The organism is Streptomyces sp. NPDC001219 (genome assembly GCF_053597915.1).
The window spans coordinates 1-13,569 of sequence record NZ_JBSFJF010000065.1 but is presented as its reverse complement, the minus strand read 5'-3'; the positions used below and the strand labels follow the sequence as shown (position 1 = coordinate 13,569).

The window sequence follows — 13,569 nt, the reverse complement described above, 5'->3', positions numbered from 1 at the left end:
CCGGAATCCGGGCGCTCACTTCCCGCCCGTACCGGACCACCCGGCGGCGCCCCATAAGATCGCGCTTTACACGGTTTATGGGAGACATCGGTTGAGTCCGGACGAAGGCCGCGCGCGCGGCTCATGGTCACAGCGTGGTGCCGCGTTCGGCATCTGGTATCTGCGCACGGTCACCTTCATCAATGTGCTGAGTGCGGTGTGGGTGTCGTTCGGGAGTGATATCCGCCGGCACAACAGCGCGGAATTCTTCACTCCGTATCTGCTCACGGCGGGATTCGCCTCCGGCGCCTTCTCGCTCTTCCTGTCGGTCACCCTGCGGCGGGGAAAGCGGGCGGCGTGGATTCTGAATCTGGCGCTGTCCGGGCTGCTGGCGCTGCTGTTCGCCTGGGCGATGGTGGCGGCCCCGGAGTTCCGCGGACATCTGCAGAACTGGGTGTCGCTGGGACTGACCGTGCTGTTCGCCGCCGCACTGGTGGCCGGGCGCCGGGAGTTCTCCGCGAAGGGCGACCGGGCGAATCCGAAGCTGGCGGCGGCGGTCGCGGCCGGCGGTCTGCTGGCCGCCTCGCTGCTCGCGGCGCTGCTGGTGACCGTCACCAACACCGCGGCGGGCTCCTCGACCTTCGTGCAGCGCTGGCGCTACGGCCTGATGCGGCTGGTGTCGCTGGCCGCCGACGACCGCGCGTTCCCGGAGATCGCCACCCCGAACTGGGTCAACGCCGCGATCAACGTGCTGAGCGCGCTGCTGCTGGTCGCCGTCCTGTGGGCGGCGTTCCGGTCCGTACGGAGCACCGAGGCGCTCACCGCGGACGACGAGGAGCGGCTGCGGGCCCTCCTAGCGCGGCACGGCGACCGCGATTCGCTGGGCTACTTCGCGCTGCGCCGCGACAAGAGCGTGCTGTTCTCCCCCAGCGGCAAGGCCGCCGTCACCTACCGCGTGGTGGGCGGGGTGTCGCTGGCCTCCGGCGATCCGCTGGGCGACCCGGAGGCCTGGCCGGGGGCGATCGAGGTGTGGCTGGCCGAGGCGCGGGAGCACGGCTGGGCGCCGGCGGTGATGGGGGCGAGCGAGGAGGGCGGCACGATCTACGCCCGGCACGGCCTGGACGCGCTGGAGCTGGGCGACGAAGCGATCGTGGAGACCGCGGAGTTCACCCTCGACGGCCGGGCGATGCGCACCGTGCGGCAGGCCTACAACCGCATCAAGCGGGCCGGGTACACGGTCACCATCCGGCGCCACGAGGACATCCCCGCCCCGGAGATGGACCGGCTGCTGCGGCTGGCCGACGACTGGCGCGACGGGGAGACCGAGCGCGGTTTCTCGATGGCGCTGGGCCGGCTCGGCGACCCGGGCGACGGGCGCTGCGTGATGCTCGAATGCCGGGACGGCGGCAGCGGGGAGGGGCCCGGTGAACTGCGGGCGCTGCTCAGCTTCGTGCCGTGGGGTGCGAAGGGCCTTTCGCTGGATCTGATGCGGCGGGACCGGAACTCCGAGAACGGGCTGATGGAGTTCATGGTGCTGGAGTTGATCCAGCGGGCGAAAGAGGTGGAGGTCACGCAGCTCTCGCTCAACTTCGCGATGTTCCGTTCCGTCTTCGAACGCGGATCGCGGCTCGGTGCGGGCCCGGTGCTGCGCCTGTGGCGCTCGCTGCTCAGCTTCTTCTCCCGGTGGTGGCAGATCGAATCGCTCTATCGCGCCAACGCGAAATACCGGCCGATCTGGGAGCCGCGGTACATGCTCTTCGGAAAGAGCACCGATCTGCTGCGCATCGGAATCGCCGCGGGCCGTGCGGAGGGCTTTCTGGAAGCACCCGGCCTGCCCAAGTGGCTGAACCGCAAGCACCTGGAGAACGTGAGATGAGTTCGGCCGGTGCGGGGCCGCGGGAGGGGGCCGTGCCGGCCCGGGGAGCGGTGCCCGTCCTGCGCCGTGCCGCGTGCGCCGAGTGGGGACGGCTGCTGCGGACGGTACGGTCCGCGCTCGCCGCCTCGCGGCTGCGGGCGATCCCGCTGACGCTCACCGCGGTGGGGCTGACCCTGGTCCTCCAGTTCGTGCAGAACCAGGCCTGGGGCTACCGGGCCGTCCAGGACATCGGCTCCGTACAGGCCGACGAGCATCTGTGGCTGGCGCTGCTGCGCACCCCGCTGTCGCTGTTCGTGCCTGCGCTGGACCTGCCGGTGTGGGGTGCCCTGGCGCAGATCCTGGTGGTCTTCGGGATCGCCGAGATCTGTGTGGGGCGGCGGCAGCTACTGGCCGTCGCCTACCTGGCCACGCTCGCCGGGACGATGTACGCCCGGATCGGCATCTGGATCGGCCCGGTGAGCCCGGTGGGGCTGCCCGACTCGGACAAGTACGTCATCGACACCGGGCCGTCGGCGGCCGTGGTGGGGCTGGCGGTGTTCGTGTGCTGGCGCTACCGCGCCTGGTTCACCTGTGCCGCGGTGGTGGTGGCGATGGTCGTCGAGGTGGTGTCCATCAAGAACAACCTCGCGGGCAAGGAGCACATCGCGGCGGTGCTGGCGGTGCTGGTGCTGTGCGGGGTGCGGGAGCTGCGGCGGCGCCCGGCGGGTCAGCGGCTCGGCGCGCCCCCGACGAAGTCCTCGACCTTGCGGCGCACCGACGACCAGCGGCGGTCGTGACGGTAGGCGCGGACCCGGGCGCGGGCCCGCGCCTTCGGGCGGTTGCGGTAGCAGCGCCTGGCCCAGGGCGAGTTGGGCCGGGCCAGGCGGACCGCGCCGAAGACCGCGACGAACGGCACGAACACCCCGATGACCGCGATCCGGCCCTTGCCCTTGAGCAGGGCGACGACCGCGAAGAGGAAGTTGACGGCCACGGTCCGCACGACCGTGAAGCGGTCGGTCTCCTCATCCGGGCTGAGTTCGTTGACGCCGAACGGCAGGAAGCCGCCGAGGACCAGGGCGACCAGGGCGACGGTGAGGATGACGATCTCGACGCTCTTGGTCCCCTCCTCGGTCCAGTACACGTCGTCCAGGTGCAGGATGAGCGCGAACTCGTCCAGCACGAGGCCCACACCCATCCCGAACAGCACCGCGGCGACGCCGGTGCCGAAGCCGCGCCGGGCACCGGCCAGCCCGATGAACCCGCCGACGACCATCAGCACCACGCCGGGGACGACATGGTGGATATGGACCCCGCCCGGGGTGACGTTGCGGAACGGCCCCCGGCCCGCGCGGATGAGGCGGGTGACGGCCCGGGTCACCAGGAAGGTCAGCACGAACGAGGCGAGCGCGAGCAGCAGCGGCAGCTTCCCCGGCTCGACGATGTTGCGGTACCACCAGTGGCCCATCCCACACGCTCCCCTTTGTCGCGTAAGGACACATAGCCACCATTAGGCCCTGTCCGGCCGGCCGGAACCGGCAGTCAAACGCGGTGGACGCCCGGATAGCCTGCCGCGGTGACCGAGACCCCCGCTCCCCTGGCCCCGTCCGACGCCCTGCGCTTCGCGTTCGGCACGCTGACCGTGCTGCCGGTCCGCGTCACCCGCTGGGACCGGGCGGCGGCGCGCGGCGGAATGCTCTGCGCGCCGCTGGCCGGGCTGGTCGTCGGGCTGTGCGCGGCCGCGGCCGGCGGGGCGCTGCTGGCGCTCGGCGGCGGGCCACTGCTCGCCGCGGTCGCCTCCGCCGTGGTGCCCGCCGTGCTCACCCGCGGACTGCATCTGGACGGCCTCGCCGACACCGCCGACGGCCTGGGCAGCGGCAAACCAGCCGAGGACGCGCTGCGCATCATGAAGCAGTCCGACATCGGCCCGTTCGGGGTGATCACGCTGCTGTTCGCCCTGCTGGCCCAGGTGGCCGCGCTGTCCGAACTGTTCGCGGACGGCTGGGTGCCCGGCGCCGTCGCGGCGGCCGTCGCGGCGGTCACCGCGCGCTGTGCGCTGACCCTCGCCTCGCGTACGGGGGTGCCGGCCGCCCGCCCTGAGGGGCTCGGCGCGGCGGTCGCGGGCACCGTCCCGGCGCGGGCGGCGCTGCTGTGCGCGCTGCTGGTGGCCGCCGGGTGCGCGGCGGCCGGTGCCGGCTCCGGCCCGTACGGCGCGCTGCACACCGGGCTCGCGGCGCTGTGCGGCCTCGGGCTGGGCGAGCTGGTGCTCCGGCACTGCCGGCGGCGGTTCGGCGGGGTGACCGGCGATGTGTTCGGGGCGCTCGCGGAGAGCGCGGGGCTCACGGCACTGGTCGTGCTGACGCTCGGTTAGCACGCGCGCCGCCCCTTCCGCCCGCCCAACCGGCGTCCGCGGACGGCCGGTTCACCCGGTATGCGGGCAACTGCCGGGGCACCCTTATGTGCCGGTGTGCTATCGGACGGGCCTTGTGGCGCCACCGAGCGTAGGCTCAGCCGAGCAGCGCGCTGCGCGCAGACGGATTCCCCGGACGGAACAGGACCCTCATCACCGTGACTGCACTGACCCTCAGTACTTCTTCCGCCGCGACGCTGCGTGCGGATGCCGTCGTCGTCGGCGTGGCCAAGGGCGCCAAGGGCGTCGTCGTCGCCCCCGGCGCGGAAGCCGTGGACAAGGCCTTCGGCGGCAAGCTCGCCACCGTGCTGGAGACCCTCGGCGCGAGTGGTGCCGAGGGCGAGGTGACCAAGCTGCCCGCCGCGGACGGCCTCAAGGCGCCGGTCGTGGTGGCGGCCGGCCTCGGCGAGGTGCCGGCCAAGGGCGACGGCTACGGCCACGAGGCGCTGCGGCGCGCCGCGGGCAGCGCCGCCCGCGCCCTGTCCGGCAGCAAGAAGGCCGGCTTCGCCCTGCCCGTCGAGGACGCCGAGGCGGCCGCCGCGGTGAGCGAGGGCGCCCTGCTCGGCGCGTACTCCTACGCCGCCTCCCGTGAGAACGCCAAGGGCGGCAAGAAGAACGACGCCAAGTCGGCGCCGCTCGGGGAGGTCGCGCTCCTGGGCACCAAGCCGCGCGACAAGGAGTTCAAGGCCGCCGCCGCGCGCTCCCTGGCGCTGGCCGACGAGATCAACCGCGCCCGCGACCTGATCAACCTGCCGCCCAACGACCTCGACCCGAAGTCGTTCGCCGCCGAGGCACAGGCCGCGGCCAAGGAGTTCGGCCTCAAGGTCGAGGTGCTGGACGAGAAGGCGCTGAAGAAGGGCGGCTACGGCGGCCTGATGGGCGTCGGCCAGGGCTCGCAGACCCCGCCGCGGCTGGTGCGGATCGCGTACACCCACTCCAAGGCCGCCAAGACCCTGGCGCTGGTCGGCAAGGGCATCACCTACGACTCGGGCGGCATCTCGCTCAAGCCGGCCGGCCACAACGAGACCATGAAGTGCGACATGAGCGGCGCGGCCGCGGTGTTCGCCGCGGTCGTCGCCGCCGCCCGGCTGGGCCTGGAGGTGAACGTCACCGGCTGGCTGGCGCTCGCCGAGAACATGCCGTCCGGCTCCGCCACCCGTCCCGGTGACGTGCTGACCATGTACAGCGGCAAGACGGTCGAGGTGCTCAACACCGACGCCGAGGGCCGCCTGGTCCTGGCCGACGCGCTGACCCGCGCCTCGGAGGAGTCGCCGGACGCGATCGTGGACGTCGCCACCCTGACCGGTGCCATGGTGCTGGCCCTGGGCCACCGCACCTTCGGGATCATGGCCAACGACGACGCTTTCCGTACCTCGGTCCACGAGATCGCCGAGGAGGTCGGCGAGCAGTCCTGGCCGATGCCGATGCCGTCCGAGCTGCGCAAGGGCATGGACTCCCCGGTCGCCGACCTCGCCAACATGGGCGAGCGGATGGGCGGCGGCCTGGTCGCCGGGCTCTTCCTCAAGGAGTTCGTCGGCGAGGGCATCCCCTGGGCGCACCTGGACATCGCGGGCCCGGCCTACCACGAGGGCGCGCCCTGGGGCTACACGCCCAAGGGCGGCACGGGCTCCGCGGTACGCACCCTGGTCCGGCTCGCGGAGCGCACCGCCGCGGGCGACCTGGGCTGACGGCCGGGCGGGGCCTCCCCCGCCGTCGCCCGTGATATCCGCCACGGCCCCGGGCAGCCCGCCCGGGGCCGTCGGCACGCGGGCGCCGCGCGGCCGCCCCGCGTTCGCCCTCGACGAAATCCGTACGTCCACGCGTTTCCCGCCACCGCCCCGCCCCGGCGGCGCAGCGCGGTGCCGCACATTTCGTACGCATCAGTAACCCGTACGGGGCGGCTGATCGCCGTCCCACAGCCCGGCCCGCCGTCCCGGCTTCACGGAACAAGTGCGAAGATGGGTTCTCGGCAGGACAGGGCCCCCCTTACCCAGGGCCGAAGTAAAAGCGGCCGAACCACAGCCGCCGCCCGGTCATCGGAGACCGGCTCCGGCGTACCCATGCATGGAGGACGTGACGTGGCGAACGACGCCAGCACCGTTTTCGACCTAGTGATCCTCGGAGGCGGTAGCGGTGGTTACGCCGCTGCCCTGCGCGGGGCGCAGCTGGGCCTGGACGTCGCCCTGATCGAGAAGGGCAAGGTCGGCGGTACCTGCCTGCACAACGGCTGCATCCCCACCAAGGCACTGCTGCACGCCGGTGAGATCGCCGACCAGGCTCGGGAGAGCGAGCAGTTCGGTGTCAAGGCCACCTTCGAGGGCATCGACATCGACGCGGTCCACAAGTACAAGGACGAGGTCATCTCGGGTCTGTACAAGGGCCTGCAGGGTCTGATCGCCTCCCGCAAGGTGACCTACATCGAGGGCGAGGGCCGGCTGTCCTCGCCGACCTCCGTCGATGTCAACGGCCAGCGTGTCCAGGGCCGCCACGTCCTGCTGGCGACCGGCTCCGTGCCGAAGTCGCTGCCGGGCCTGGAGATCGACGGCGACCGCATCATCTCCTCCGACCACGCGCTGACGCTGAACCGCGTGCCGAAGTCCGCGATCGTGCTGGGCGGCGGCGTCATCGGCGTCGAGTTCGCCTCCGCGTGGAAGTCCTTCGGCACCGACGTCACCGTCGTCGAGGGCCTCAAGCACCTCGTCCCGGTCGAGGACGAGAACAGCTCCAAGCTGCTGGAGCGGGCCTTCCGCAAGCGGGGCATCAAGTTCAACCTCGGCACCTTCTTCGACAAGGCCGAGTACACCGCCGACGGCGTGAAGGTCACCCTCGCCGACGGCAAGACCTTCGAGGCCGAGGTGCTGCTGGTCGCGATCGGCCGCGGGCCGGTCTCGGCGGGCCTGGGCTACGAGGAGCAGGGCGTCGCGATGGACCGCGGCTACGTCCTGGTCGACGAGTACATGCAGACCAACGTGCCGACCATCTCGGCCGTCGGTGACCTCGTTCCCACCCTCCAGCTCGCGCACGTCGGCTTCGCCGAGGGCATGCTGGTGGCGGAGCGGCTGGCCGGTCAGAAGACCGTGCCGATCGACTACGACGGCGTGCCGCGCGTGACGTACTGCCACCCCGAGGTCGCTTCGGTGGGTATCACCGAGGCCAAGGCCAAGGAGCTGTACGGCGCCGACAAGGTCGTCGCTCTGAAGTACAACCTCGCGGGCAACGGCAAGAGCAAGATCCTCAAGACCACGGGCGAGATCAAGCTCGTCCAGGTCAAGGACGGTGCCGTGGTCGGCGTCCACATGGTCGGTGACCGTATGGGCGAGCAGGTCGGTGAGGCCCAGCTGGTCTACAACTGGGAGGCCCTGCCGGCCGAGGTTGCGCAGCTCGTGCACGCGCACCCGACGCAGAACGAGGCGCTCGGCGAGGCCCACCTGGCCCTGGCCGGCAAGCCTCTCCACTCCCACGACTGACCCCAGTCCCGGGCGCGACCACATCCGCACCATACTTGTAAGGAGCAACTGAAACCATGGCGGTTTCCGTAACCCTGCCGGCGCTCGGCGAGAGCGTCACCGAGGGCACCGTCACTCGCTGGCTGAAGGCCGAAGGCGAGCGCGTCGAGGCCGACGAGCCGCTGCTCGAGGTGTCGACCGACAAGGTCGACACCGAGATCCCGGCCCCCGCTTCCGGCGTCCTGACCGCCATCAAGGTGGCCGAGGACGAGACCGTGGAGGTCGGCGCCGAGCTGGCCGTCATCGACGACGGCACCGGTGCGCCGGCTGCCGAGGCGGCCCCGGCCGCCGCCGAGGCGCCCGCGGCCGAGCCGCAGCCCGAGCCCGAGCCCGAGCCCGAGCCCGAGCCGGCTCCGGCCGGCGAGGCCCCCGCCCCCGCCGCTGCCCCCGCGGGCGGCGCCGAGGGCACGGACGTCGTCCTCCCCGCGCTCGGTGAGAGCGTCACCGAGGGCACCGTCACCCGCTGGCTGAAGGAGGTCGGCGAGGAGGTCTCGGCCGACGAGCCGCTGCTGGAGGTCTCCACCGACAAGGTCGACACCGAGATCCCGGCGCCGGCCTCCGGCACCCTGCTGGAGATCGTGGTCGGCGAGGACGAGACCGCCGAGGTCGGCGCCAAGCTCGGCGTCATCGGTGCCGCCGGTGCGGCCCCGGCCGCCGCCCCGGCTCCGGCCGCTCCGGCCCCCGCCGCCGCGCCCGCTCCGGAGCCCACCCCGGCCCCGGCGCCCGCTCCGGCTGCCGCCGCCCCGGCGCCCGCCGCCCCGGCTCCGGCCCCCGCGCCGGCTCCGGCCGCTCCGGCCCCGGCCGCCCCCGCCGCCCCGGCTCCGGCCGCCGGTGAGGGCGCGTACGTCACCCCGCTGGTGCGCAAGCTCGCCGCCGAGAACGGCGTCGACCTGGCCACCGTCAAGGGCACCGGCGTCGGTGGCCGTATCCGCAAGCAGGACGTCATCGCCGCCGCCGAGGCCGCCAAGGCCGCCGCGCCGGCCGCCGCCCCCGCCGCGGCTGCCAAGTCGACGGGCCCGGCCATCGAGGCGTCGCCGCTGCGCGGTCAGACCGTCAAGATGCCGCGGATGCGCAAGGTCATCGGCGACAACATGATGAAGGCCCTGCACAGCCAGGCGCAGCTGACCTCCGTGGTCGAGGTGGACATCACCAAGATCATGCGGATGCGCAACCAGGCCAAGGACGGGTTCGCGCAGCGTGAGGGCGTCAAGCTCTCCCCGATGCCGTTCTTCGTCAAGGCCGCGGTCCAGGCGCTGAAGGCCCACCCGGTCGTCAACGCCCGGATCAACGAGGACGAGGGCACGATCACCTACTTCGACACCGAGAACGTCGGTATCGCGGTGGACGCGGAGAAGGGCCTGATGACCCCGGTCATCAAGGACGCCGGTGACCTCAACATCGCCGGTATCGCCCGCAAGACGGCGGACCTGGCGGGCAAGGTCCGCGCGAACAAGATCACGCCGGACGAGCTGTCCGGTGCGACCTTCACCATCAGCAACACCGGTTCGCGCGGCGCCCTGTTCGACACCGTCATCGTGCCCCCGAACCAGGTCGGCATCCTGGGCATCGGTGCCACCGTCAAGCGCCCGGTGGTCATCAACCACCCGGACCTCGGCGAGACCATCGCGGTGCGCGACATGACCTACCTCGCGCTCTCCTACGACCACCGTCTGGTGGACGGCGCCGACGCCGCCCGCTACCTGACCACGGTCAAGCAGATCCTGGAGGCCGCGGAGTTCGAGACCGAGATCGGTCTCTGAGTCCCGGCGGTCACGCAGCAGGCGTGTCCTAGGGGCCGGCCCCGGTTCGTACGAGCCGGGGCCGGCCCTTTTGCGTCCCCGGGGCAGGGACGGGGCGCGCCAGGACCCGTCCCGGTCCCCCCGCGCCTCCCGGATAATGGCCCTCCTGCCACCCACCGCTCTGAAGGAGCACCTCATGACCCCGCCGGTCGTCCATTCGCTGCGCGAGCAGATCCGCGAGCACATCCTCGAGGGGATCGTCAGCGGCCGCTGGCAGCCGGGTGAGCGGATCGTGGAGCGGCGGATCGCGGTGGAGCTGGAGGTCAGCCAGACGCCCGTACGGGAGGCGCTGCGCGAGCTGGAGTCGCTGCAGCTGATCGAGTCGGCGCCGAACAAGGGCGTACGGGTGCGGAATCTGACCGCCGACGACCTCAAGGAGAGCTACCCGGTGCGGGCCGGGCTGGAGCAGGTGGCCGCCGAACTGGCCGCGGGACGGCTGGCCGAGGACACCGGGGCGCTGGAGCGGGAGGTGGCGGCGCTGCGCGCGGCGGACCTGGCGGGCGACGGGGAGGCGCAGGTGCGGCACACGGTCGCCTTCCACCGGGAGATCGTGCGGGCGGCCGGGAACGCCGTCCTGCTGCACACCTGGGAGTCGCTGGGCATCGAGGTCTGGACGACGCTGTCGATCCGCTGGTTCAGCCCGGAGCCGCGCGCGCACTCCCAGGACCACCAGGAGATCGTGGACGCGTTCCGGCGGCGCGATCCGAAGATCGGGACCGTGCTCAAGGCGCATGTGCTGAGCTGCGCTCCCCAGGTCTGAGGCGGCGCCGGGAGGGCGCCGCGGACCCTCCGCAGGGCTGGCACGCGGTGCCCGAAAATGCGGCACCCCGTGCCGACCTGCGGTTTTCTTTGTTTGAGCGTTGATCGATCATCGATCAGGGGCGTATCGTCCTCTGTCGGGGCGCGACAACCCTGCCTGCCGAACTCGTAGGGGGTGTCGTCGAGGCCGCCGTCCAACCCTGTGGACGCGGCCCGATCCGACGGCACCCCCGAGCTACCTCCCGTCCGGAAAGGGGCCACCCATGCCCGATCCCGTGCGTCTGCCGTACAGCCAGCTCGACCAGCTCCCGGACCGCGACCCCGAGGAGACCGCCGAGTGGCGCGAGTCGCTCGACGCCGTCACCGAGGCAGCGGGCCCGCACCGCGCCGCCTACCTGATGCGCCGGGCCCTGGAGCACACCGCGCTCACCGAGGGCACCGCCCTGCCGTCCCTCCTGGAGACGGACTACGTCAACACCATCCCGACCTCCGCCGAGCCCGCCTTCCCGGGCGACGAGGCGATGGAGGCCAGGATCACCGCCTGGAACCGCTGGAACGCCGCCGCGATGGTCACCCGCGGCTCCGCGCTGGGCCTCGGCGGCCACATCGCCACCTTCGCCTCCGCCGCCTGGCTCTACGAGACCGGCTTCCAGCACTTCTTCCGCGGCAAGGAAGGTGACGGCAGCGGCGACCAGCTCTACATCCAGGGCCACGCCTCCCCCGGCGTCTACGCCCGCGCCTTCCTCGAAGGCCGGCTCACCGAGGACCACCTCGACCACTTCCGCCAGGAGACCGGCGGCGAGGGCCTGCCCTCCTACCCGCACCCGCGGCGGCTGCCCTGGCTGTGGGAGTTCCCCACCGTCTCCATGGGCCTCGGCCCGCTCTCCGCGATCTACCAGGCGCGCTTCAACCGCTACCTGGAGCACCGCGGCATCAAGGACACCGCCAACTCCCACGTCTGGGCCTTCCTGGGCGACGGCGAGATGGACGAGCCCGAGTCGACCGCCGCCCTGGCGCTGGCCGGCCGTGAGGGCCTGGACAACCTGACCTTCGTCATCAACTGCAACCTGCAGCGCCTCGACGGTCCCGTCCGCCCCAACTTCAAGATCGTGCAGGAGCTGGAGGCCCAGTTCCGCGCGGCCGGCTGGAACGTCGTCAAGTCGCTGTGGGGCCAGGCCTGGGACGAGATCTTCGCCCTGGACACCGACGGCGCCCTGATCCGCCGCCTCGGCGAGACCCCCGACGCGCAGTTCCAGACGTACGCCACCCGTGACGCCGCCTACCTGCGCGAGCACTTCTTCGGCGCCAACGAGTCGCTGCGCGCGCTCGCCAGCCGCCTCAGCGACGCCAAGCTGCTGGAGCTGTTCCAGACCTCCCGCGCCGGCCACGAGCCGCGCAAGGTGTACGCCGCCTACCGGGCCGCCGTCGAGCACCAGGGCGCGCCGACGGTCATCCTGGCGCAGACCGTCAAGGGCTACACCCTCGGCACGGGCTTCGAGTCCCGCAACGCCAACCACCAGATGAAGAAGCTCACCATGGCGGAGTTCCGCACCATGCGTGACGTCCTCGAACTCCCCATCCCCGACAGCGCGCTGGAGGGCGACCAGGTGCCGTACTGGCGCCCGGCCGACGACTCCCCCGAGATGGTCTACCTGCGCGAACGGCGCGCCGCCCTCGACGGCCCGGCCCCCGCCCGCAAGGTCGCCGCCAAGCCGCTGCCGATGCCCGCCGACAAGACCTTCGACGCCCTGAAGAAGGGCTCCGGCAGCCAGGAGATCGCCACCACCATGGCGTTCGTCCGGCTGGTCAAGGACCTGATGCGGGACAAGGAGACCGGCAAGCGCTGGGTCCCCATCGTCCCCGACGAGGCCCGCACCTTCGGCATGGAGTCCCTCTTCCCGACGGCCGGCCTCTACTCCCCCAAGGGCGCGACGTACGACCCGGTCGACCGTGACCAGCTCCTCTGGTACAAGGAAGCCAAGGACGGCCAGATCCTCAACGAGGGCATCACCGAGGCCGGTTCGCTCGCCGACTTCACCGCCGCCGCGACGTCCTACGCGACGCACGGCGAGCCGATGATCCCCTTCTACATCTTCTACTCGATGTTCGGCTGGCAGCGCACCGCCGACCAGTTCTGGGCGCTGGCCGACCAGTTGGGCCGCGGCTTCGTCATCGGAGCCACCGCGGGCCGGACGACGATGACCGGCGAGGGCCTCCAGCACGCCGACGGCCACTCGCACCTGATCGCCTCCACCAACCCGGCGGCGCTCTCCTACGACCCGGCCTTCGCCTACGAGGTCGCGGTCATCGTCAAGGAGGGCCTGCGCCGGATGTACGGCCCCGACGCCGAGGACGTCTTCTACTACCTCACGGTCTACAACGAGACCAAGGTCCAGCCGGCCATGCCGGAGGGCGTCGAGGAGGGCATCCTCAAGGGCCTGTACCGCTTCAACGAGGGCACCCGCCCCGAGGCCGACAGCCCGCAGCTCCAGCTGCTGGCCTCCGGCACCGCCATCCACTGGGCCCTGGAGGCACAGCAGCTGCTGGCCGACGACTGGAGCGTGGCCGCGGACGTCTGGTCGGCGCCGTCCTGGACGGAGCTGCGCCGGGACGCCCTGGAGTGCGACGCCGCCCGCCTGGACGGCGAGGACCGCATCCCGTACGTCACCCGCGCACTGGCCGGCGCCCCCGGCCCGGTCGTCGCGGTCAGCGACTGGATGCGCGCGGTCCCCGACCAGATCGCCCCCTGGGTCGACCAGGACTGGACCTCCATCGGCACCGACGGCTTCGGCCTGTCCGACACCCGCGAGGCGGCCCGCCGGCACTTCGGCGTCGACCCGCAGTCGGTCGTCGTCCAGGCCCTGGCCGCCCTGGCCCGCCGCGGCGAGGTCAAGTCGGAGACCGTCAAGGAGGCCAAGGAGCGCTACGGCCTCTGAGTCACGGCCGCGCCGCGGCCGATGACCCCTTGGCGGCGGCCGGCCGCCCCTCGCCCCTCAGGGGCACCCGATCTCCCGTGCGGAGGCCACCATCCCGCGCCCGGGGCCTCCGCACGGGAACCCACCACCGGCCCGGCCGGTCACGCCCTGACTACGGCCGGGCCGGGATTTCCTTGTGGCCGGTTTGTCGGTTTACGGGTTGCCGGTGGCTGGGGCCGGTTCGCCTACGCGTGGTGGGTGGTGGGTCGGAGGGGACGCCCGGTAAGCCGTCCTCGGCGCGGGCGATGCTGGTCCCAGAGGTTCTTCGCCCCGTTGTTCGCTCCGGGTC

9 protein-coding genes are annotated in these 13,569 nt (G+C 72.2%); 8 read left to right on the top strand and 1 reads right to left on the bottom strand.

Annotation, left to right across the window (positions count from 1 at the left end; genetic code table 11):
- Positions 1-91: 91 nt before the first annotated feature.
- Together ACWC9R_RS30115 and ACWC9R_RS30110 are read left to right on the top strand one after the other, a co-directional pair.
- Positions 92-1,855, top strand: a complete 1,764-nt coding sequence (locus ACWC9R_RS30115; RefSeq protein ID WP_450736214.1) for a phosphatidylglycerol lysyltransferase domain-containing protein — start codon at positions 92-94, stop codon at positions 1,853-1,855.
- The gene (locus ACWC9R_RS30110) at positions 1,852-2,631 is read left to right on the top strand and encodes a hypothetical protein (RefSeq protein ID WP_450736213.1); all 780 of its coding nucleotides are present in this window, start codon (positions 1,852-1,854) and stop codon (positions 2,629-2,631) included. The genes ACWC9R_RS30115 and ACWC9R_RS30110 overlap by 4 nt, the downstream gene beginning before the upstream one ends.
- On the opposite strand, the gene ACWC9R_RS30105 is transcribed toward ACWC9R_RS30110, so the two are convergent.
- The gene (locus ACWC9R_RS30105; RefSeq protein WP_450736211.1) at positions 2,562-3,299 is read right to left on the bottom strand and encodes a hypothetical protein; all 738 of its coding nucleotides are present in this window, start codon (positions 3,297-3,299) and stop codon (positions 2,562-2,564) included. The genes ACWC9R_RS30110 and ACWC9R_RS30105 overlap by 70 nt on opposite strands.
- Positions 3,300-3,407: 108 nt before the next feature.
- Here ACWC9R_RS30105 and ACWC9R_RS30100 point away from each other — a divergent pair, with 108 nt between their 5' ends.
- The 6 genes from ACWC9R_RS30100 to aceE all read left to right on the top strand — a co-directional run bounded on the left by ACWC9R_RS30100 (position 3,408) and on the right by aceE (position 13,241).
- Entirely contained in the window at positions 3,408-4,202 is a 795-nt protein-coding gene (locus ACWC9R_RS30100; protein ID WP_450736209.1) for an adenosylcobinamide-GDP ribazoletransferase, read from the top strand.
- Between the two features lie 197 nt (positions 4,203-4,399).
- The gene (locus tag ACWC9R_RS30095) at positions 4,400-5,929 is read left to right on the top strand and encodes a leucyl aminopeptidase (RefSeq protein ID WP_450736207.1); all 1,530 of its coding nucleotides are present in this window, start codon (positions 4,400-4,402) and stop codon (positions 5,927-5,929) included.
- 390 nt (positions 5,930-6,319) lie between these two features.
- Complete coding sequence (gene lpdA / locus ACWC9R_RS30090; RefSeq protein WP_450736205.1) at positions 6,320-7,708, top strand: dihydrolipoyl dehydrogenase; 1,389 nt, start codon at positions 6,320-6,322, stop codon at positions 7,706-7,708.
- Positions 7,709-7,764: 56 nt separating this feature from the next.
- Positions 7,765-9,507: a 2-oxoglutarate dehydrogenase, E2 component, dihydrolipoamide succinyltransferase gene (gene sucB, locus ACWC9R_RS30085; RefSeq protein WP_450736203.1), complete on the top strand. Its 1,743-nt coding sequence runs from the start codon at positions 7,765-7,767 to the stop codon at positions 9,505-9,507.
- 175 nt (positions 9,508-9,682) lie between these two features.
- Positions 9,683-10,306 carry a GntR family transcriptional regulator gene (locus tag ACWC9R_RS30080; protein ID WP_450736201.1) on the top strand — a complete coding sequence of 208 codons (624 nt, stop codon included), beginning with the start codon at positions 9,683-9,685 and terminating at the stop codon, positions 10,304-10,306.
- 262 nt (positions 10,307-10,568) lie between these two features.
- Positions 10,569-13,241, top strand: coding sequence for a pyruvate dehydrogenase (acetyl-transferring), homodimeric type (gene aceE / locus ACWC9R_RS30075; protein WP_450736199.1), 2,673 nt, complete (start codon positions 10,569-10,571; stop codon positions 13,239-13,241).
- The last annotated feature ends 328 nt before the right edge of the window (positions 13,242-13,569 follow it).

Excerpts from the sequence above, each read along its gene's own strand:
- ACWC9R_RS30110 (WP_450736213.1), top strand. The coding sequence starts at position 1,852 with ATGAGTTCGGCCGGTGCGGGGCCGCGGGAGGGGGCCGTGCCGGCCCGG.
- ACWC9R_RS30105 (WP_450736211.1), bottom strand. The coding sequence starts at position 3,299 with ATGGGCCACTGGTGGTACCGCAACATCGTCGAGCCGGGGAAGCTGCCG.
- sucB (WP_450736203.1), top strand. The coding sequence starts at position 7,765 with ATGGCGGTTTCCGTAACCCTGCCGGCGCTCGGCGAGAGCGTCACCGAG.
- ACWC9R_RS30080 (WP_450736201.1), top strand. The coding sequence starts at position 9,683 with ATGACCCCGCCGGTCGTCCATTCGCTGCGCGAGCAGATCCGCGAGCAC.
- aceE (WP_450736199.1), top strand. The coding sequence starts at position 10,569 with ATGCCCGATCCCGTGCGTCTGCCGTACAGCCAGCTCGACCAGCTCCCG.